Origin of the sequence: Nocardia sp. NPDC058640 (genome assembly GCF_042716995.1) — a bacterium.
Lineage (GTDB): Bacteria > Actinomycetota > Actinomycetes > Mycobacteriales > Mycobacteriaceae > Nocardia.
Genome location: NZ_JBHXRG010000027.1, coordinates 45250 through 65641, shown reverse-complemented (window position 1 = coordinate 65641; position 20392 = coordinate 45250). Strand labels below are relative to the sequence as shown.

Genomic DNA, 20392 nt, shown 5'->3' with positions numbered 1-20392 from the left:
TAACGGCAGGCGACGTCGTGTCGAAGATCAGCGCAGGGCTTTGCGTACGCCGCCGATGAGCTGGTTGGTCAGCTGACGCAGACCGAATTCGAGCACCGGCGCGGGCACGGGCAGCGACGGCTGCGAGTCCATCGTGTAGACCACGCGGGTGCCGCCCTCGGCGGTGTCGGCGAAGGTGACGCTGCCCACGTGCTGCTTGACCGGCGCACCCTTGACGATCTTGTATTCCATCAGCTCGCCGGGGACCAGCGCGGTGATCTCCTCGGTGACGCCGACCTTGCCGAAGCCGAGCAGGTGCTGGGCGCCGATGCCGGTGGTCGGGTCGCCGGCCTTGACGAGCTTGACCTGGATCGGCAGGTACGGGCTGACGGCTTCACGCTCGGTGAAGAGGCGGTAGACGATGTCGCGAGGTGCGTCGAAAACCGTCTCGACGATGCTGCGTGGCATGAATGTGTCTCCTGTCGGAAAGTATCTGTGACCCGCAGCATACGGGTATCGCTCGCCCGCATTCGGACCTGGCCGGGCGGGCGTCCGGCGCCGTCGGTCGTCGCGGGAAGTCGGCGCGCCTCCACCAAAGGTTGAGGGTTTGGGCTCATCATCGGCCACATGAAGATGCCGGCGCTGTTGTCACGGAACACGGAAACGCTGCCCGGTGTCGCCGGGATCGCCCGGGTGGATCGCGATACCGGGCGATTGTTGCGGCGGGTCGGGGCGGGGGACGTGGTTGTCCTGGATCAAACCGACCTGGACCGCCATACCGCGGATCGACTGGTCGAGGCGGGCGTGCTGGCGGTGATCAATACCTCGCCGTCGATTTCGGGCCGCTATCCCAATCTGGGCCCGGAAGTCTTGGTGGCCAACGGCATCGTGCTCATGGACACCGTGTCCTCGGACGCGTTCGGCCGGATCAAGGACGGCGCCAAGGTGCGCATCGACGGCGGCATCGTCTACGCCGACAAGCTGACCAAGAAGGAACCCGAGGTCCTGGTCGAGGGCATCGAGTTCGACGAGGCGGCCATCGCGGATCGAATGCTGGAGGCGCGCAACGGCCTGGCCGATCATCTCGACGCATTCGCGGGCAACACCACTGAATTCGTGCGCACCGAGAGCGCGCTGCTGATCGACGGTGTCGGGGTGCCCGATATCGAGTTGGACATGCGCGATCGGCACGTGGTCGTGATAGCCGACGGCTCCGGCCATCTCGAGGAACTGACCAAACTCAAGCCGTTCATCAAGGAGTACGCGCCGATCCTGATCGGTGTCGGCAGCGGCGCGGACGCGTTGCGCAAGCTCAAGTACACCCCCGACCTGATCGTGGGCGATCCCGACGAAATCAGCACGGAGACACTGAAATCCGGCGCGGAGATGATCCTGCCCGCCGACACCGACGGCCACGCGAAAGGTCTGGAACGCATCCAGGACCTGGGAATCGGCGCCACCACTTTTCCGTCGTCGGGTTCGCCGACAGATCTCGCGCTGATGCTGGCCGACCATCACGGCGCCTCACTGATCGTGCTGGCGGGTGCCCCCGCGTCGCTCGAGGATTTCTTCGACCGTGGTCGCCGCGACAGCAACCCGGCCACCTTCCTGACCCGGTTGAAGGTCGGTTCGAAGCTGGTCGACGCGAACGCGGTGTCGACCCTGTACCGGCATCGTTCCGCCGGCGCCGCGGTGGCCCTGGTGGTGTTGGCCGCGCTGGTGGCGATCGTGGTGGTGATCCTGGCCTCACGCAGCGGAACCGAGGTGTTGGACTGGGCGATCGAGTACTGGAACAGCTTCGTCCTGTGGGTGCGTGGTCTGCTGTGATCTCGCTGCGTCAACACGCGATCTCGATCGCGGCGATCTTCCTGGCGTTGGCCGTCGGCGTGGTCCTGGGTTCACACACCCTCGCAGGCGACATGCTCGCGTCCCTGCGCACCGACAAAACCGACCTGAACACCCAGGTGGACGCCCTGACCGCCCAGAACGAACAACTCACCGCACGCTTGGACGCCGCCGACCGTTTCATCGCCGACTCGGCCCCCCGCATCCTGAACGGCACCCTGTCCGACCGCACCGTCGTCGTGCTGACCACCCCCGACGCCGACCCCACCGACATCGAAGCCGTGACCAAGTCCCTGCACACGGCAGGTGCCACGATCACCGGCACCCTCGCCATGACCGACGCCTTCGTCGACGCGGGCGAAGGCGACCGCATCCGCTCCACCCTGACCAACATCGTCCCCGCAGGCGCCCAACTCAACACCGGCGCCGTAGACCAGGGCAGCCTCGCAGGTGACCTCCTGGGCCTGTCCCTGCTCCAAGACCCCCAAACCAACACCCCAAGAAGCACCCCCCAGGAACTGTCCCTGATCCTGGAAACCCTCAAAGGCGGCGGCTTCCTCACCTACCAAACCCCACCCACCAAACCCGCCCAGCTAGCGGTAGTGATCACCGGCAACGGCACCACCCCCGACACCGGCCAGGGCGCCACCATCGCCCGCTTCACCGGCGCCCTCCGAGCCAGAGCCACAGGCACAGTCCTAGCAGGCCGCCCAGGCGCCGCCGAAAACCAAGCCCCCATAGCCACCGTCCGCTCCCAGTCCCCCCTGGCGACCACCGTCACCACAGTCGACAACCTGGACCGCGAAACAGGCCGAGTAACAACAGCATTGGCCCTGACAGAACAACTGGCAGGCCGAACAGGCAGCTACGGCACAGGCACCACAGCGACCTCGCTAACACTCGTAGCCCTACCCCGCTAACTGAGAACCTCACCACGCAAATTCAAAAAAGGAACCACCCGCGAACGCAAGCTCCCGCGACTCGCGTCGAAACAAAACCCCTGATCTCGCAAGAACATGGGTAACTCCCCAGCCCCAGCAAACCCCACCCACTGCCCAACCGCCAGCGGCCGACGCGCCCCTCCACGCACCTCGGTTGCGCTTAAATACTCGGGGAGGCGGTACTGTGGTGGTCCGTGGGTCATCAACGGAATCAGGCTAAGAATGCCACCAAGCACATCTTCGTGAGCGGTGGCGTCGCCTCCTCTTTGGGTAAGGGTCTCACCGCCTCCAGCCTCGGTCAGCTTCTGACCGCGCGCGGTATGCGGGTGACGATGCAGAAGCTCGACCCGTATCTGAACGTGGATCCGGGCACCATGAACCCGTTCCAGCACGGCGAGGTGTTCGTCACCGAGGATGGTGCCGAGACCGATCTGGATGTGGGTCATTACGAGCGTTTCCTGGATCGTGATCTGACCGCGGACGCGAACGTGACGACCGGGCAGATCTATTCGACGGTGATCGCCAAGGAGCGTCGCGGCGAGTATCTGGGCGATACGGTGCAGGTCATCCCGCATATCACCGATGAGATCAAGAACCGCATCCTGGCGATGCAGGGTCCTGATCTCGAGGGTCATGTGCCGGATGTGGTGATCACCGAGATCGGTGGCACCGTGGGTGACATCGAGTCGCAGCCGTTCCTCGAGGCGGCGCGTCAGGTGCGTCACGATGTGGGTCGCGACAACGTGTTCTTCCTGCATGTGTCATTGGTGCCGTATCTGGCGCCGTCGGGTGAGCTCAAGACCAAGCCGACGCAGCATTCGGTGGCGGCGTTGCGCAATATCGGTATCCAGCCCGATGCGTTGATTCTGCGGTGTGACCGTGAGGTGCCGCAGGGTCTGAAGAACAAGATCGCGCTGATGTGTGACGTCGACGTGGAGGCGTGCATTTCCACGCCGGACGCCCCGTCGATCTACGACATTCCGAAGGTGCTGCACGCCGAGGGCCTCGATGCCTATGTGGTGCGCAAGCTGGGGCTGCCGTTCCGCGACGTGGATTGGACCGTGTGGGGCGATCTGCTCGATCGCGTGCACGCCCCGCGGGAGACCGTCGAGGTCGCGCTGGTGGGCAAGTACGTCGACCTGCCGGATGCGTACCTGTCGGTGACCGAGGCGCTGCGTGCGGGTGGTTTCGCGCATCGGGCCAAGGTGAACATCCGCTGGGTACCGTCGGACGAGTGTGAGACCGAGGCCGGCGCGCAGGCGGCGTTGCGTGATGTGGACGCGGTGCTGATTCCCGGTGGGTTCGGTATTCGTGGCATCGAGGGCAAGCTCGGCGCGATCAGTTACGCCCGTCATCGCGGTATCCCGCTGCTGGGTCTGTGTCTGGGTCTGCAGTGTGTGGTTGTCGAGGCGGCGCGCTCGGTGGGTATCGAGGACGCGAACTCCGCGGAGTTCGATCCCGACACCAAGAACCCGGTCATCTCGACCATGGCCGATCAGGAAGACGTCATCGCCGGTGAAGCCGATCTGGGCGGCACCATGCGTCTGGGCGCGTACCCGGCGACCTTGAAGAAGGGCTCGGTGGTCGCGCAGGCGTACGGCACCGAGAACGTGTCCGAGCGGCACCGGCACCGGTTCGAGGTGAACAACTCCTACCGTGACGCGATCGCCAAGAGTGGTCTGGTGTTCTCGGGCACCTCGCCCGACGGGCACCTGGTGGAGTTCGTGGAGTACCCGGCGTCGGTGCATCCGTTCTTCGTGGCCACGCAGGCGCATCCGGAGCTCAAGAGCCGTCCGACCCGGCCGCATCCGCTGTTCGCGGCGCTGATCAACGCGGCGTTGAAATATAAACTGGCCGAACGGCTTCCCGTAGACTTCCCGGAGGAAGAGCTCGCGGAGCAGGCAGCGGAGATCTAGGAGCAGGCATATGAGCGAGCCCGGCAGGCACGATTTCGAGACGGTGTCGAGCCGGGTGCTCTATAGCGGTGCGATCCTGGCCCTGCGCCAGGATCAGGTGCGGATGCCGGACGGGCGGGTCGCCGAGCGTGAGGTGATCGAGCATCACGGTGCGGTGGCCGTGCTCGCGCTCGACAACGACGGCAATGTCGTGTTGATCCGCCAGTACCGGCATCCGATCGGCACCAGGTTGTTGGAATTGCCCGCCGGGTTGCTCGATATCGACGGCGAGGACCCGCTCACCGCGGCCAAGCGCGAGTTGGCCGAGGAGACGGGTCTGGCCGCGCAGCAGTGGTCGGTGCTGGTGGACGTGGCGTTGTCGCCGGGGTTCACCGACGAGGCGCTGCGGGTGTTCTTCGCGACCGGTCTCAGCGCCACCGACCGGCCCGATCCCGAGCACGAGGAAGCCGATCTGGAACTGGTGCGGATGCCGCTGCAGGAGGCGGTGCGCGCGGCGTTGGCGGGGGAGATCGTGAACGCGACCGCTGTCGCCGGGGTGTTGGCGTATGCCGCGGCCGAAGCCAGCGGTGTGCCGTTGCGGCAGGCCGACGCGCCGTGGCCGGGTCAGCCGACGAAGTTTCTGCGGCGAAAGGTCGCGGAAGCGGCGGCGCGCGGTAACCAGGCGTGACCTCAGCGGTCGGCGGGAACTAGACCGCAGTGCTCGAGCGTGAGATAGCCGCCTACCTCGACCACTTGGCGGTCGAGCGCGGAGCTGCGCGCAACACATTGGGCGCTTACCGCCGCGACCTGGCCCGGTACCGAAATTTCCTGACCGGCCGCGGCGTCGACAGTGTGCGCGCGGTGGCGCAGGGCGATGTCGCCGAATTCACCATGGTGTTGCGCGCGGGCACCGCCGATCATCCTGCGCTGGCAGCGAGTTCGGTGGCCAGGGCGTTGATCGCGGTACGTGGCCTGCATCGCTTCGCCGCTGCCGAGGGCATCACCGATACCGATGTGGCGCACGCGGTCAAACCTCCGGCACCGGGTCGACGACTTCCGAAAGCGTTGCCGTACGACCAGGTTCTGCAACTTCTCGAGGCGGCAGGTGGCGAGGCCGCGGGTTCGGATGGGGGACCGCGCGGGCTGCGCGACCGCGCGCTACTGGAATTGCTGTACTCCACGGGCGCCCGTATTTCGGAAATGGTCGGCCTCGATGTCGACGATATCGATGCCGAACAACGCTGCGTGGTCCTGCACGGCAAAGGCGGAAAGCAACGCCTTGTCCCCATCGGCCGTCCGGCACTTGCCGCCGTCGACGCCTATCTGGTGCGCGGTCGACCTGTTCTCGCAGCGAACGGAAAAGGCTGCGGCGGAGCACTTTTCCTCAACGTGCGCGGCGGCAGACTTTCACGGCAGAGCGCATGGCAGGTCCTACAGACCGCCGCCGAACGCGCGGGAATCGGGGCGACGGTCTCGCCGCACACCCTGCGCCATTCGTTCGCCACGCACTTGCTCGACGGTGGCGCGGATGTCCGTGTGGTGCAGGAGCTGCTGGGCCACGCGTCGGTGACCACGACCCAGATCTACACGCTGGTCACGGTGAGCACGCTGCGCGAAGTGTGGGCCACCGCCCATCCGCGCGCGACATGAACCGCGAGCACCGGTGTGGCAGAAGCGGGTATCGTGCGAACACGCCCGGCGTTGCCATGCCGTACCTCACCGGTGGGAGCGGTAGCGTCTACCCACAGCTGGACCGAACGAAAGCGAACCGGTTCCGAATCGGCCTCGCTACCCTCGACAGGGGTTACCGGCAAGGAAAAACGTATAAGGAGCAGCGGATCGTGACGACAGCGGAAACACCGTGGGACGGTGGACCGGAGCAGGTCACCGAGCCCGTCGAGATGGGCCCGACCGGCCGGCCGCTGCGTCTGGTGCCCGATCCACCGCAGATTCAACGACACGGCGACGCACTGGTTGTGGCCATGTGCAATCAGAAGGGCGGCGTCGGAAAAACGACGTCGACCATCAATCTCGGTGCGGCACTTGCCGAATACGGACGCCGCGTGTTGCTGGTCGACCTCGACCCGCAGGGTGCGCTGTCGGCCGGGCTCGGTGTGGCACACCATGATCTCGACCTCACCGTGCACGACTTGTTGATCGGCGGCAAGGCCAAGGTCGACGATGTGCTGCAGACCACCAAGGTCGACGGCATGGACCTGTTACCCAGCAACATCGATCTTTCCGCCGCGGAGATCCAACTGGTCAACGAGGTCGGCCGCGAACAGTCGCTGGGACGCGCCCTGCACGCGGTGCGTGATCGCTACGACTACATCCTCATCGACTGCCAGCCCTCGCTGGGCCTGCTCACGGTGAACGCGCTGGCCTGCTCGGACGGTGTGATCATTCCGATGGAATGCGAATACTTTTCGCTGCGCGGTCTGGCACTGCTCAACGACACCGTCGAGAAAGTGCGCGACCGTCTCAACCCGCGACTGAGCCTGTACGGCATCGTGGTCACCATGTTCGATGCGCGCCTGCTGCATTCGCGTCAGGTGATGTCGCGCGTGGTCGAGGTGTTCGGCGATCTGGTCTACGACACCGCCATCTCGCGCACCGTGCGCTTCCCCGATGCCAGCGTGGCCGGCGAACCGATCACCACCTGGTCGCCGAAATCGGGCGGCGCGGAATCGTATCGGGCGATGGCACGTGAAGTCATTCACCGGTCTGGCCGGTGATCGGAGCTATACCTGCGGTGCAAGCAGTACCCGAAGACGCGGTGCCGGCCGCGCAGAAACCCGGATTTCATCTCCGCCTGACCAATTTCGAGGGCCCGTTCGATCTGCTGCTGAATTTGATCAGCTCGCGCAAACTCGATGTCACCGAAATCGCGTTGCACCAGGTCACCGACGAATTCATCGCCTACACCAAGGCATTGACCGCGGAGCTGGCCGGAAACACCAAACTGCGCGCGGACAAGATTCTGGATCAGACCACCGAATTCCTGGTCGTGGCCGCCACTTTGCTCGATCTCAAGGCGGCACGGCTGCTGCCTTCGGGCGAGATGACCGACGCCGACGACCTGGAACTGCTCGACGCTCGCGACCTGCTGTTCGCGCGACTGCTGCAATACCGCGCGTTCAAGCAGGTCGCGGAGCTGCTGGCCGAGCTGGAAGCCGCAGCGCTGCGCCGGTATCCGCGTTCGGTGGCGCTCGAGGAACAGTTCGAAGGGCTGCTGCCCGATGTCACCCTCGGCGTCGATATCGCCGCGTTCGCCCAGATCGCCGCCGCGGCTTTCCGGCCGCGCCCGATCGCCGAAGTGGGCCTGGGACACCTGCACATGCACACCATTTCGGTCGCCGAACAGGCCGAACTGGTGCTTGCCCTGCTGAAGCAACGCGGGCCGGGCGGGTGGACGACTTTCGCCGAATTGGTGGTGGACTGCACAATCCCGGTGGAAATCGTCGCGCGGTTCCTGGCGTTGTTGGAGCTGTATCGCGGCAAGACCATCGCGTTCGACCAACCCGATCCGCTCGGGCCGCTAGCTGTGAGCTGGCTCGGTGAACTCGACCCAGAAGCAGAGGCGGCGGCGTTGACTTTCGAGGAGGATTACGGGTGACTGAAGCAGTGGTGGAATTCACCTCCGAGCCACTCGACGACCTCGAAGTGCGGTCCGCGCTCGAGGCGATGCTGCTGGTGGTCGACGCCCCCGCGCCCACAGAACAGCTGGCAGCGGCCCTGGACGACACGACTGAGCGCGTCGAAAAGGTTCTGCGCGCGATGGCGGCCGAACTGACCGAACGGGGCAGCGGCATCGACCTGCGTTTCGTCGGTGACGGATGGCGCTTCTATACTCGACAGGAGTACGCGCCCTACGTCGAGCGTGTACTGCTCGACGGGGCCCGGACCAAACTGACCCGGGCCGCCTTGGAAACCTTGGCGGTAGTGGCCTACCGCCAGCCGGTGACCCGCATGCGGGTCAGCGCGGTCCGAGGGGTGAACGTCGACGGAGTGATGCGCACGCTGCTGGCCAGAGGCTTGATCGCGGAAGCGGGTCAAGACCCCGAAACCAACGGCACGATGTACCGCACCACCGAGTTGTTCCTCGAACGGATCGGGCTCGCCTCTCTGGGCGACCTGCCACCGCTGGCGCCGCTGCTTCCCGGCGTCGATCTGATCGACGAGATCAGCGAGAGTCTGGAAACCGATCCACGGTTGCTCAGACTGAAGAAACCCGCCGAGTCCGATATGGATCTCGGCACCGACGATTGACAGGACAGATGAATAATTCCGCTCGCCGAGATGGCACACCGGATCGACGAAATCGCAGCGACCAGCCACGTAGTGGCGCGAATCGAACCGCGGGCAACCGCGGCGACAGTGCGCGCACCGGGCAGGGTGGCTCCCGAGGCGAGGCACCGGCCCGCCGCGGCACCGGCGCGGGTGGCTTCCAGCGCGGCAATCAAACAGCAGCCCGGTCCGCGGGTAGCTACCAGCGTGATGCGGAGTCCGGCGGTCGCCGTGGCTCCTCCACCGGTGGCGGGTACCAGCGTGACGACCGTCGTGGCAGCGCGCCCGGTGGTTACCAGCGTGATGATCGACGTGGTGCCCCGGCCGGTCGCGGTGCGTCCGGCGGCAGTTACCAGCGTGATGACCGTCGTGGCGCTCCGGCCGGTCGCGGTGCGTCCGCCGGTGGGTACCAGCGTGACGATCGTCGCGGTGCCCCTGCCGGTGCAGGTCAGCGCGAGGAACGCCGCAGCACCGGCGGTTACCCGCGTGGTGGTGACGTCCAGCGTGGCGGCACGGCCGGTCAGCGCAGCGGCGCTTCGGCGGGCACCCAGGCCTTCGCGGCTCGCAAGAAGTCCACGAAGCCGCAGAAAAAGGTCGTCGCTCCGACGATCCTGAACAACGCCAAGCCCGCGCGTCACCAGCACTCCGACGTCACCGAGGGCCCCAAGAAGCTTCCGTGGGGCGAAGGCGAACGCCTGCAGAAGGTTCTCGCCAAGGCCGGTGTGGCTTCGCGTCGCGCCGCCGAGGAGATGATCGCCGCCGGTCGCGTCGAGGTCGACGGCAAGATCGTGCGTGAGCAGGGTCTGCGCATCGACGCCGAGAACGCGGTCGTGCGCGTCGACGGCACCCGTGTCGTGGTCCGTGACGAACTGGTGCACCTGGTGCTGAACAAGCCCAAGGGCTGGCAGTCCACCATGTCCGACGATCTGGGCCGTCCCTGCGTGGGCGACATCATCGCCGAGCGGATCGCCGCCGGTCAGCGCCTGTTCCACGTCGGACGCCTCGACGCCGACACCGAGGGCCTGCTGCTGGTCACCAACGACGGCGAGATGGCGCATCGACTGATGCACCCCTCGTTCGAGGTGCCCAAGACCTACCTGGCCACCGTCGACGGCGAGGTGAACTACCGCTTGGTCAGCAAGCGCCTGCGCGAAGGCGTCGAGCTCGAGGACGGGCCCGCCAAGGTCGACAAGTTCATCCTGCTCGAGGCCTACCAGGGCCGTTCGCTGGTCAAGCTCGTGTTGCACGAGGGTCGCAAGCACATCGTGCGTAGGCTCCTGGACGAGGTCGGCCACCCGGTGATCCGGCTGGTTCGCACCCACCTGGGCCCCGTGGCGCTGGGTGATCAGCGTCCCGGCACGTTGCGGGTGCTCGGCCGCGACGAGATCGGCAAACTCTACGAGGCGGTGCAGCTGTGAACGGTGTGGATTTCCCCTTGGAATTCGCAGGCGACGCGATGACCGGTGACGCGACGCTCGTGGTCGCGATGGACGGTCCTTCGGGTACCGGCAAGTCCAGCGTGTCGCGTCGTCTTGCCACGCGTCTGGGTGCCCGTTACCTCGACACCGGTGCGATGTACCGGGTCGCGACCCTGTGCGTGCTGCGTGCGGGCGTCGACCTGACCGACACCGACGCCATCGCGGAAACCGTTGCCGCACTGCCGCTTTCGATCGGCACCGATCCCGGCCGCGAGGTGATCGAGCTCGACGGTGAGGACGTGTCGAGCGAGATCCGTGGCGAGGCCGTCACCAAGGCCGTGTCCGCGGTGTCGGCGGTGGGCCCGGTGCGTGAGCAGCTGGTCGCGCTGCAGCGCGAGATCACGGCGATGTCCGGACGCATCGTGGTCGAAGGCCGCGACATCGGCACCGTCGTGCTCACCGGCGCCGACGTCAAGATCTACCTCACCGCGTCGGCGCAGGCACGCGCGCAACGACGCAACGCGCAGAACATCCGCGAGGGCCGCGGCGACGACTACTCGGCCGTGCTGGCCGACGTGCAACGCCGCGACAATCTCGACTCCACCCGCACCCTGTCGCCCTTGCGCCCCGCCGCCGACGCGGTGCAGGTCGACACCAGCGACCTGACGATGGCACAGACCATCGAACAGCTGTATCGCGTGGTGGCTCAGCAGCTTTCGGCCACGACAGGAGGTCCGCGATGATCGAAGAGGTAATCGCAGGCGACGGAACCTGGACCGACGAGTCCGAATGGGAAGGCCTGGAACTCGACGGCGACGGCGAGGGCGAGCAGTTCGTCGCTATGCCGACGCTGGCCGTGGTCGGGCGCCCGAATGTGGGCAAGTCGACCCTGGTCAACCGCATTCTCGGCCGGCGTGAAGCCGTCGTCGAGGACGTTCCGGGTGTGACCCGTGACCGCATTTCGTACGAGGCCAACTGGGCCGGACGCCGTTTCATGGTGCAGGACACCGGCGGTTGGGAACCCGACGCCAAGGGTCTGCAGGCGCACGTCGCGCGCCAGGCCGAAGTGGCCATGGAAACCGCCGACGCGATCCTGCTCGTGGTCGACGCCACCGTCGGCGCGACCACCACCGACGAGGCCGCGGTGCGCAAGCTGCGCCGCTCCAAGATCCCGGTGATCCTGGTGGCCAACAAGGTCGACGACCAGAAGGTCGAACTCGAGGCTGCTTCGCTGTGGTCGCTGGGTCTGGGCGAACCGCGCATGGTCTCGGCCGCGCACGGTCGTGGCACCGGTGACCTGCTCGACGACGTGCTCGGCGCGCTGCCCGAGACCCCGCGCGAAGGCACCGCGGTCGCGGGCCCGCGTCGCGTGGCGCTGGTCGGCAAGCCGAACGTCGGCAAGTCCAGCCTGCTCAACAAGCTGGCGGGCGACGAGCGTTCGGTGGTCCACGATGTCGCGGGCACCACCGTCGACCCGGTCGACTCGCTGGTCGAGTTGGGTGGCAAGACCTGGAAGTTCGTCGACACCGCCGGCCTGCGCCGCAAGGTCTCCAACGCCACCGGCACCGAGTTCTACGCGTCGCTGCGCACGAAGTCGGCGCTGGAAGCCTCCGAGGTCGCGATCATGCTCATCGACGCCTCGGTGCCGATGACCGAGCAGGACCTGCGCGTGATCAGCCTGGTCGCGGACTCCGGTCGCGCGCTGGTGCTGGCGTTCAACAAGTGGGACCTGGTCGACGAGGACCGCCGCTACATGCTCGAGCGCGAGATCGACCGCGATCTCGTGCGCGTGCCGTGGGCGCAGCGCGTCAACATCTCCGCCCACACCGGCCGCGCCGTGGCCAAGCTGGTGCCGCAGATGGAGACCGCGCTCGAGTCGTGGGACAAGCGCATCTCCACCGGGCGCCTGAACACCTGGCTCAAGGAAGTCATCGCGGCCACCCCGCCGCCGATGCGTGGCGGCCGTCAGCCCCGCGTCATGTTCGCCACCCAGGCGAGCACCCGCCCGCCGACGTTCGTGCTGTTCACCACCGGCTTCCTCGAGGCGGGCTACCGCCGCTTCCTCGAGCGTCGCCTGCGTGAGGAGTTCGGTTTCGACGGTTCGCCGGTGCGCATCTCGGTGCGTGTGCGTGAAAAGAAGGAACGCAAGAAGTAATTCGAGCGTGTACGACACAGCCCCGGCGAATTCCGCCGGGGCTGTTCGTCTTTCAGGCGTCGAGCACGCGGTCCAGCAGATGATCGACCAATTGCGTTGCGCGCGAGGCATAGTCGTCGTTGGTGAGCATGCCCTGCGCCAGCCCGCCGACCGCGAGCAGGATCACCTCGGCATCGGCGATGAGCGCCTTGTCGTCGGCAACGGGTCCGCGCAGCTGCCGCAGCTGGCCCGCGATCGCGTCGACGATGTAGTTGGGCGCGCCAACAGTATCGGCGGAGTCGATGTCGGGACCGGCGAGCGCCGCCGCGTGGAAGATGCCGAGGATGATCGCGTCCTGGCGGCTCGGCTCGTCCAGTGGCAGCAGCGAGAGCGCGATGATGCGGACGATATCGCGCGGTCCCGCGTCGGGTCCCAGTGTCGCGAACGCCTGCGTCATCCGCGCACCCGAAGCCTCGACGACAGCCCGGTGGGTGGCGAGCAGGAACTCCCGTTTGGTGCCGAAGTAGTACTGCACCGACCGCACCGAGACCCCGGCCTCGGCGGCAACGGATTGAAAGGTCGCGGCTTCGAGCCCGCCCCTCGCGATGACCCGCCGCGCGGCACTGGTGATCGACCTGCGCCGTTCTTCGTGATCGGCCAAACGTGGCACGTCGCCTCCTTCTGTCCCGGCAGGTTTTCATGGTACGCCCATACCACCTTTGTGGTACGGTGATATCACCAACGAGGAACAGGGGTGGTCATGGCCAAGCTCGGACGATTCAAGAACGACAAGGCTCGCGAGGAGTACATGCGGACCTATCGAGAACTGGAAAAGCAGTGGCCGGTTCCCTCTACCATGCACGACGTCCCCACCTCCTTCGGTTCGACGAAGGTGCGCAAATCGGGTGTCGGACAAGGTGTTCCGATCCTGATGATGCACTCGCTCGGTGGCAACAGCCTCATGTGGAGTCACATGATCGCCGATCTCGCGCGAGACCGCGTGGTGTACGCGCCGGAGATGATCGGCGCACCGGGGCTCAGCGTGCAGACCGCGCCGATCGACGAGTTCGAATTCGGTGCCTGGCTCGGTGAAGTACTCGACGGTCTCGGTGTCGAGAAGGTGCATCTGGTCGGATATTCGCAGGGTGCGTGGCTGGCGATGGCGATCGCCGCGGGGGAGCGGCGGCGGTTGGCGAGCCTGACGATCTCGGAGCCCGGCGGCACGCTGACCAAGCTCTCGTGGAGCGTGCTGTGGACGATGATCAAGGTCGGCGCTCGGCCGACCGACAAGAATCTGCGCAAGATGCAGGAGTGGCTCAATCCCGGGGTTGCCCTCTCCGATGCGGAATTCGCCGGTGTGAAGGCAGCGCTGAAGTTCTCCCCCGCCATCGGCTACCCACGCATGTTCTCCGACGAGAGATTGGCCGAGATCACGGTCCCGACCCTTGGTCTTTTCGGTGCGGATTCCCAGATCGTGGACGCCGAGCTGGCTACACAACGTCTACGCGACAACATCGCCACTTGCGAAACCGAGATCTTCCCGAACATCGGCCACGGCATCCTCTATCAGATCCCCGGCGTGGTGACCTCCCGCATCCTCGACTTCACCCGCCGCTACGAACCGACAGACGCCCGCCACGGCGAGTAGCCGACGCCCGCCACGTCCGCGATCACCCCGAAGAACACTCCCGCAGGCCTGATAATCGACTGAGAACCACCCGATGGTGGACACCTTGGCAATGTCGGGCACGTTGAGAGCGGTAAGAGGTCCCCTGTGGCCTCCGCGAGGAGTGCGTCATGAGTCTTGTCGGAACCCTGGTCGGCTACGCGTTGACGGTGTTCTTGGTGCTGTTGATCGCCAGGATGGTGGTCGACTGGATCGATGCGCTGGGCAACGGCCCGCAGTGGGCGCGCAAGGCACGGGAGGTGACCCATGCCGCGACCGAACCGGTGATCGCCCCGGTGCGAAAAGTGTTGAAGCCCATCCGCATCGGTGATTTCGGCCTCGACCTGGCGTTCACCGCGGTGTTCATCGCCGTGCTGATCCTGCGCTCGGTGGCGTTCAGCCTGTAGATCAGTGCGCCGCCGTGGCGCTCGCGGGTGCGGTGTCGATGGTGCCGAGCAGTGCCAGTGACTGCTCGGCATCGGAGCCCGGCTCGGCGTGATAGACGACGAGCGTCTGCCCCGGCGCCCCGTTGACCGTGAACGTCTCGTAGGACAACGCGAGCTCACCCACCAGCGGATGCGCGAACCGCTTCTCCCCAGCGGTTTTCGCGCGCACCTCGTGCTTGGCCCAGAGCCGACGGAAGTCCTCACTCTTCAACGACAGCTCGCCGACCAGTTCGGTCAGGCGCGGGTCGTCGAGATCGGTGCCCGCGCTGACCCGCAGCGCGGCCAGCGTTTCCGCGGCGATGGTCGGCCAATCCGGAAAAACGTTGCGCGCCTCGGGATCCAGGAACACCATCCTGACCTGATTGACTCCCGGCACCGAACAGGCATTCAGCGCGACGGCCAGCGGCGTCGCGGCCAGCACGTCCATATGCCGCCCGTACACCAGCGCCGGCGTAGCCGACCAGGTACGCATCAGCCGCAGCAGACTCGGCGTGACCCGCTCGGGTCGTCGCGGCGCGCGGGTCCGTCGCGGCGCGGGCCGCGCCAGCTCCCGCAGATGCGCGACGCCGTCCTCGTCGAGGGCGAACACCCGCGCCAACGCCGCCACGATCTGATCCGACGGATGCTTGTCACGCCCCTGCTCGAGCCGAACGTAGTAATCGGCGCTCATTCCCGCCAACATCGCCACTTCCTCGCGCCGCAGTCCGGCCACCCGGCGCTGACCGCCACCGGCCATCCCGAACTCCTCGGGGCTCACTTGCTGGCGCCGGGCCCGCAGAAACGCGCCGAGACGATTGTCGGAATCCATGTGTTCGAGGGTAGGCGTGCTCAGAGGCGGCTGGGTGGCCCTGCCGCTACCAGGAAGTTTCCGACCTGGCACACCGTGACGGTCGAGACCAACGTTGTCGTCATGACACACAACAACGAACGCAGAGTCGCAGTAGTCACCGGCGCATCCAGCGGGATCGGCGCCGCCACCGCACGGGCACTGGCAGCGCAGGGCATGAAGGTCGCACTGCTGGGTCGGCGCAAGGATCGGCTGGAGGAACTCGCCCACAGCATCGGCACGGACACCCTCGTGGTGACCGTCGACGTGAGCGTGCGGCAGTCGGTACTGGATGCCGCAGCGCAGGTGCGTGCCGCGTTCGGCCCCGTCGATCTGGTCGTCGCGAACGCAGGCGTCATGCTCGGCGCCTCCTTCGAGCACGCCGAGATCGGCGAATGGGACCAGATGGTGGGGACCAACGTCAACGGATTGCTCTACACCGCAAGAGCTTTCATCGATGATCTGCTCGCCGCCGCGAATACCGGCCGCTCCGCGGACCTGGTGTTCGTCGGTTCCGTGGCCGGTCACCTCACGTTCCCTAATTACGGCGTCTACTGCGCGACCAAGGCGGCGGTAGCGCATCTGACCCGAACTCTGCGAACGGAGTTCGGGCCGCGTGGGGTTCGCGTCAAGAACATCGAACCGGGCTTCGTGGGCACCGAACTCGGCGCCGGAATGCGCGATGGCGACCGGCGTGCGGAGCTCGAGCAGTGGCGCGGTGGGCTGGAAGTGCTTGTCCCCGAGGACATCGCCGATACCATCGCCTATGCCGTGTCGGCCCCGCGGCGGGTCAACCTGGCCGAGCTCGTCGTCGTCCCGACCGAGCAGGGCTGACCCGAAACGATTCGGCGGCAATCGTTTTCGTTGCCGAATTGGTACGGCCGTGCCCGGATTGCCTGGATACTCGAAGGTGTCACCTCGCCGATCGCGTGTGGGGGGCAGGGGAGAGGACGACGGTATGGCCCTGGTTGTGCAGAAATTCGGCGGTTCATCGGTTGCCACCGCGGAGCGGATTCGCCTGGTCGCGCAGCGGATCGTGGAGACCAGGAAGCAGGGTCACGACGTGGTGGTGGTGTGTTCGGCGATGGGCGACACCACCGATGAGCTGCTGGAACTGGCGGGTCAGGTCGCGCCCGCGCCGCCGCCGCGCGAGATGGACATGCTGCTCACCTCCGGCGAGCGGATCTCGAATGCGTTGGTGGCCATGGCTATTCACGCGCTGGGTGCGGACGCGCGATCGTTGACGGGATCGCAAGCCGGTGTGATCACCACCGGGGCGCACGGACGCGCCAAGATCATCGAAGTCGATCCGGGCCGGGTGCGTCGCGCGCTCGACGACGGCGAGGTGGTGTTGGTCGCCGGGTTCCAGGGCGTGAGTCAGGACAGTCAGGACGTCACGACCCTGGGCCGCGGCGGCTCCGACACCACCGCCGTCGCACTGGCCGCGGCCCTGGGCGCCGACGTCTGCGAGATCTACACCGACGTCGACGGCGTGTTCACCGCCGACCCGCGCATCGTGGCCGACGCCCAGAAACTGGACCAGGTCTCCTACGAGGAGATGCTGGAAATGGCGGCCTGCGGTTCGAAGGTGCTCATGCTGCGCTGCGTGGAATACGCCCGCCGCTACCAGGTGCCCGTGCACGTGCGCTCGTCGTACACCGACGCGATCGGCACCACCGTGTTCGGTTCGATGGCCGACATCCCCGCCGATCAGGCGGTGCTCACCGGCGTCGCGCACGACCGCAACGAAGCCAAGATCACCGTGGTCGGCCTGCCCGACGAGCCCGGCTACGCCGCCCAGGTGTTCCGGGCGGTGGCCGACGCCGAGATCGGCATCGACATGGTCGTGCAGAACACCGGCACCGGCCGCACCGACATCACCTTCACCCTGCCCGCCGCCGACGGCGCCCGCGCGGTGGCGATGCTGCGCCAACGCCGCACCGAGATCGGCTTCACCGACGTCCGCTACGACGACCGCGTCGGCAAGGTCTCGCTGATCGGCGCGGGGATGCGCAACACCCCCGGCGTCACCGCCACCTTCTGCGAAGCCCTGGCCGCCGCGAACATCAACCTCGACCTGATCGCCACCTCCGAAATCCGCATCTCGGTGCTGGTCCGAGACACCGACCTCGACGAAGCCGTGCGCATCCTGCACCGCGCCTTCGATCTCGGTGGTGCCGAAGTAGCCGTGGTGCACGGCGGAACGGGCAGGTGAGCGTGGTTGACGACGGACTCGGGCCAGGCGTAACTTACCGATAAGTAAGTTCTTCGAACGGGGAGCACGTTGAGTACACGATGGACCACGTTCACCAGGGCCGGGCTCGAGTTCGATGTCGTCGACTCCGGCCCGATAGACGGCCCGGTAATCGTTGCGCTGCACGGCTTTCCGCAAACCGCGGCCTCGCTGCGAGACCTCACCGGCTTACTCAACGCTCGCGGCTACCGCACCATCGCCCCGAACCAGCGCGGCTACTCACCGCGCGCCCGACCGCCGGGGCGCGGTGCCTACCGCATGTCCGAACTCGTCGACGACGTGGTCGCGTTGATCGAGACCGTAGACCGCGGTCCAGTCCATCTGGTCGGGCACGACTGGGGTGCCGCGGTCGCCTGGTCGTTCGCCGCGACTCGCCCCGAGCTCGTGCGCACGATGGTGGCCGTGTCGGTGCCCCACCCCGCCGCCTTCCTGCGCGCGATGACCAGCAGCGGTCAACTCCTGCGCTCGTACTACATGGGGCTGTTCCAGCTCCCGGCACTTCCCGAGCGCGTGATGCGCACGATGACGACCCAGATGGACAAGTCACTGGCCAAGACAGGTATGAGCGCGAACGCGATCGCCCGCGTGCACACCGAGATCATCGACACGGGAGCCCTGCCCACCGCACTGAACTGGTACCGGGGCATGCCGTTCACCACCCGCGCTGCGGTGTCAGGGCGGATCAGCGTCCCGGTGACGCATGTGTGGAGCACCGGTGACCCGTTCCTGACCCGCCGCGGCGCGGACCTGTCCGGCGAATACGTCGACGGCGACTACCGCCTCGCGGTGCTCGACGGTTCGCACTGGCTCCCCGAGGAATGCCCAGGCGAACTCGCCGCACTGATCATCGACCGCGTCGAGTCGCTGCCGCGCTAACGGGTCAGCCGGGCTGCGACGAGGCCATCGGCCGCAACGCCTCGGGGATCGCCGGGATCAACGGGGCGCACCGCATCGCACGCGCGGCCAACTGCTCGTGAATGCGCCCCCGCACGCCCGCCCATTCCTCGTGCAGGATCGAATAGAACGCGGTGTCGCGCACCTCGCCGTCCAGTCCGCGCGAATGTGCCCGGCGCACACCATCACTCACCGCACCCAACCGCTCGATCGCCGCCCGTGACCGCACGTTGCGGGCATCCGCGCGCAGGCTCACCCGCCGTACACCCCAACTGTCGAACGCGTGGGTCAGCAGCATCAGTTTGGATTCCAGATTGACCTGACCACCCCGCACCGCGGGTGTGAGCCAGGTGTTGCCGATCTCCACGGCGTCGGGGATGGCCCCGCCCGGCAACGCGGTGACCGGCTCGGAGGACAGCGGCCAGGTCAGCGGGCCCTGCCAGTAGTCCAGGCGCGTGAATCGCGTCGCCCCGACCACACAGTTGTCCGAGACGGTGACGATCGCGAAGGCCAGCGCCGTGCCTGCCGCCTGCGCGGCCTGCGCCTGGAAGACATAGGTGTGCGCCTCCTGTTCACCGTGGGGGACCACGGTGAACCCGGCCGGGCCGTGCAGCGCGGTCGCCGCGGTAACCAGACCGGGAACATGGTGGGGTGCAAGGGGTTCCAGCCGTGCGATGCGGCCGTGGAGGATAACGGGTGCGGGCATGGTGACCGGCGTCCTTCGTTGGGGAGGGTCGCCGAAGCACGAGGGCGTGGATCCTTCACGCGACACGTGATTGCGGCGAAGCGACACGAACGATCCAGCAGCATCGAAAAACTAGATGGACAGTAGCGGAGAGTGTGCGGATCGGTGCCTCGGGGCGCACATGTCGCGTCGGGAGTTTCGCGGGCGCGGCGAGTCACGGTGTCGTGTCGAGGACTGTGGGACGTACCAAGTGTGTCGCGGTGTGCGTCAGGGCACGTTTTCGCACTTCAGGGCCGTAACGGTTCGATAAATGACACGCGTGTAGTCATCTTGAGCAAATGTCCAGTTGTGCTGGACTTCTGCCAGTTCCAGTACGTGTTCTTCGCGGCTGTAACGCCCGTTATCATTTCGTGTCGAACTGGTGTTCGTTGTGACCCAGATCACACCACCTTTTGTGGAGCTATCCCAGCTGGCAAGCTCGTAATTGCTGAACGTTAACCGTTTGTGATCATCGGCAAGGTCGACGCGGACCCGCCGTCAGGGACGCCCAGTCCGAGCGTGACGCACCAATCTGCCGTATCGGGACGGCTGTCCGGAAGGGAACTCAGTGCTATGAGCAGCATCTACTTCGAACCGAACAGCAACCTCGCAGTTACCAGCCGCCATCATCGCGTGACCGCCGAGTCGCCGGTCGCCCCGTTGGCAACGCCCGGTTTGATCCTGGGTCTGATCCTGCTCGGCGCGGGCCTGGCCGGCGCGCTGCGCCTGGGCGACTGGGCGGGCAACTACGGCCCCGTGCTGGTCGTGCTGGCCTATGTCCTTTATATGGCGGCGGCTGCGCGCCTGGTGCTGTGGGGTGCGGTGACCGTCTGGTCGCTGCATCGACGTTAGTCCCGCGATCGAAACCGGCAAATCGGACGCTGGGTGGTCACGGTTTGAGGGATGGACGGCGTCGAATAACTACGCGATACTTTTCCTCGGATCGGCAAACGGTCAGCATTGCGGTGATCGGAATTTCCGGCAAGAGCGCGCTGATCGGGCAATGTTTCCCACGCAGGGGGTGGGACAACATTTCCCGATCGCCGCTTGTCCGCGGTTGCTAACGAATTGTTTGCGATTTTC

General features: G+C 66.4%; 21 protein-coding genes. 17 read left to right on the top strand and 4 right to left on the bottom strand.

Going from position 1 to position 20392, the window contains the following annotated elements; translation table 11 throughout:
* Positions 1 to 27 precede the first annotated feature (27 nt).
* Entirely contained in the window at positions 28 to 447 is a 420-nt protein-coding gene (locus ACFWU5_RS23435) for an SRPBCC family protein (protein WP_379245748.1), read from the bottom strand.
* A 159-nt stretch (positions 448 to 606) separates the two neighbouring features.
* Here ACFWU5_RS23435 and steA point away from each other — a divergent pair, with 159 nt between their 5' ends.
* The 11 genes from steA to der all read left to right on the top strand — a co-directional run bounded on the left by steA (position 607) and on the right by der (position 12520).
* Positions 607 to 1806, top strand: coding sequence for a putative cytokinetic ring protein SteA (gene steA / locus ACFWU5_RS23430; protein ID WP_379268836.1), 1200 nt, complete (start codon positions 607 to 609; stop codon positions 1804 to 1806).
* Positions 1803 to 2744, top strand: a complete 942-nt coding sequence (locus tag ACFWU5_RS23425; protein ID WP_379268847.1) for a copper transporter — start codon at positions 1803 to 1805, stop codon at positions 2742 to 2744. Before steA ends, ACFWU5_RS23425 begins: the two co-directional genes overlap by 4 nt.
* A gap of 215 nt (positions 2745 to 2959) precedes the next feature.
* A complete protein-coding gene (locus ACFWU5_RS23420; RefSeq protein WP_379245734.1) occupies positions 2960 to 4681 on the top strand; it encodes a CTP synthase in 1722 nt (573 codons plus the stop codon).
* Positions 4682 to 4691: 10 nt separating this feature from the next.
* Positions 4692 to 5348, top strand: coding sequence for an NUDIX domain-containing protein (locus tag ACFWU5_RS23415; RefSeq protein ID WP_379268834.1), 657 nt, complete (start codon positions 4692 to 4694; stop codon positions 5346 to 5348).
* A 29-nt stretch (positions 5349 to 5377) separates the two neighbouring features.
* On the top strand, positions 5378 to 6310 hold the full coding sequence (gene xerD, locus ACFWU5_RS23410) for a site-specific tyrosine recombinase XerD (protein WP_379245730.1): 933 nt from the start codon (positions 5378 to 5380) through the stop codon (positions 6308 to 6310).
* A 251-nt stretch (positions 6311 to 6561) separates the two neighbouring features.
* On the top strand, positions 6562 to 7395 hold the full coding sequence (locus ACFWU5_RS23405; protein WP_379245770.1) for a ParA family protein: 834 nt from the start codon (positions 6562 to 6564) through the stop codon (positions 7393 to 7395).
* A 17-nt stretch (positions 7396 to 7412) separates the two neighbouring features.
* Entirely contained in the window at positions 7413 to 8276 is an 864-nt protein-coding gene (locus tag ACFWU5_RS23400; protein ID WP_379245728.1) for a segregation and condensation protein A, read from the top strand.
* Positions 8273 to 8929 (top strand): SMC-Scp complex subunit ScpB, encoded by a 657-nt coding sequence (scpB, locus tag ACFWU5_RS23395; RefSeq protein WP_379245726.1) that lies wholly within the window; start codon positions 8273 to 8275, stop codon positions 8927 to 8929. The genes ACFWU5_RS23400 and scpB overlap by 4 nt, the downstream gene beginning before the upstream one ends.
* Positions 8930 to 8937: 8 nt before the next feature.
* Positions 8938 to 10365, top strand: a complete 1428-nt coding sequence (locus ACFWU5_RS23390) for a pseudouridine synthase (protein WP_379268833.1) — start codon at positions 8938 to 8940, stop codon at positions 10363 to 10365.
* Between the two features lie 38 nt (positions 10366 to 10403).
* On the top strand, positions 10404 to 11108 hold the full coding sequence (gene cmk / locus ACFWU5_RS23385) for a (d)CMP kinase (protein ID WP_379268845.1): 705 nt from the start codon (positions 10404 to 10406) through the stop codon (positions 11106 to 11108).
* Complete coding sequence (gene der / locus ACFWU5_RS23380; RefSeq protein WP_379245722.1) at positions 11105 to 12520, top strand: ribosome biogenesis GTPase Der; 1416 nt, start codon at positions 11105 to 11107, stop codon at positions 12518 to 12520. Before cmk ends, der begins: the two co-directional genes overlap by 4 nt.
* Positions 12521 to 12572: 52 nt before the next feature.
* Here the strand turns inward: der and ACFWU5_RS23375 are convergent, their stop codons facing one another.
* Positions 12573 to 13169, bottom strand: a complete 597-nt coding sequence (locus ACFWU5_RS23375) for a TetR/AcrR family transcriptional regulator (protein WP_379268831.1) — start codon at positions 13167 to 13169, stop codon at positions 12573 to 12575.
* A gap of 90 nt (positions 13170 to 13259) precedes the next feature.
* On the opposite strand from ACFWU5_RS23375, the gene ACFWU5_RS23370 reads away from it, so the two are divergent.
* Together ACFWU5_RS23370 and ACFWU5_RS23365 are read left to right on the top strand one after the other, a co-directional pair.
* Positions 13260 to 14147: an alpha/beta fold hydrolase gene (locus ACFWU5_RS23370; RefSeq protein ID WP_379245718.1), complete on the top strand. Its 888-nt coding sequence runs from the start codon at positions 13260 to 13262 to the stop codon at positions 14145 to 14147.
* A 149-nt stretch (positions 14148 to 14296) separates the two neighbouring features.
* Positions 14297 to 14572, top strand: a complete 276-nt coding sequence (locus ACFWU5_RS23365) for a YggT family protein (RefSeq protein ID WP_379245716.1) — start codon at positions 14297 to 14299, stop codon at positions 14570 to 14572.
* A gap of 1 nt (position 14573) precedes the next feature.
* On the opposite strand, the gene ACFWU5_RS23360 is transcribed toward ACFWU5_RS23365, so the two are convergent.
* Entirely contained in the window at positions 14574 to 15419 is an 846-nt protein-coding gene (locus tag ACFWU5_RS23360) for a helix-turn-helix transcriptional regulator (RefSeq protein WP_379268829.1), read from the bottom strand.
* A gap of 102 nt (positions 15420 to 15521) precedes the next feature.
* On the opposite strand from ACFWU5_RS23360, the gene ACFWU5_RS23355 reads away from it, so the two are divergent.
* The 3 genes from ACFWU5_RS23355 to ACFWU5_RS23345 all read left to right on the top strand — a co-directional run bounded on the left by ACFWU5_RS23355 (position 15522) and on the right by ACFWU5_RS23345 (position 18567).
* Positions 15522 to 16271 carry an SDR family oxidoreductase gene (locus ACFWU5_RS23355; RefSeq protein ID WP_379268828.1) on the top strand — a complete coding sequence of 250 codons (750 nt, stop codon included), beginning with the start codon at positions 15522 to 15524 and terminating at the stop codon, positions 16269 to 16271.
* A 124-nt stretch (positions 16272 to 16395) separates the two neighbouring features.
* Positions 16396 to 17652 carry an aspartate kinase gene (locus ACFWU5_RS23350; protein WP_379245711.1) on the top strand — a complete coding sequence of 419 codons (1257 nt, stop codon included), beginning with the start codon at positions 16396 to 16398 and terminating at the stop codon, positions 17650 to 17652.
* Positions 17653 to 17721: 69 nt separating this feature from the next.
* On the top strand, positions 17722 to 18567 hold the full coding sequence (locus ACFWU5_RS23345; RefSeq protein WP_379268826.1) for an alpha/beta fold hydrolase: 846 nt from the start codon (positions 17722 to 17724) through the stop codon (positions 18565 to 18567).
* 4 nt (positions 18568 to 18571) lie between these two features.
* Here ACFWU5_RS23345 and ACFWU5_RS23340 read toward each other — a convergent pair whose 3' ends face one another.
* Complete coding sequence (locus ACFWU5_RS23340) at positions 18572 to 19291, bottom strand: GNAT family N-acetyltransferase (RefSeq protein WP_379245709.1); 720 nt, start codon at positions 19289 to 19291, stop codon at positions 18572 to 18574.
* A gap of 591 nt (positions 19292 to 19882) precedes the next feature.
* Here ACFWU5_RS23340 and ACFWU5_RS23335 point away from each other — a divergent pair.
* Positions 19883 to 20161: a hypothetical protein gene (locus ACFWU5_RS23335; RefSeq protein WP_379245708.1), complete on the top strand. Its 279-nt coding sequence runs from the start codon at positions 19883 to 19885 to the stop codon at positions 20159 to 20161.
* Positions 20162 to 20392: the final 231 nt, after the last annotated feature.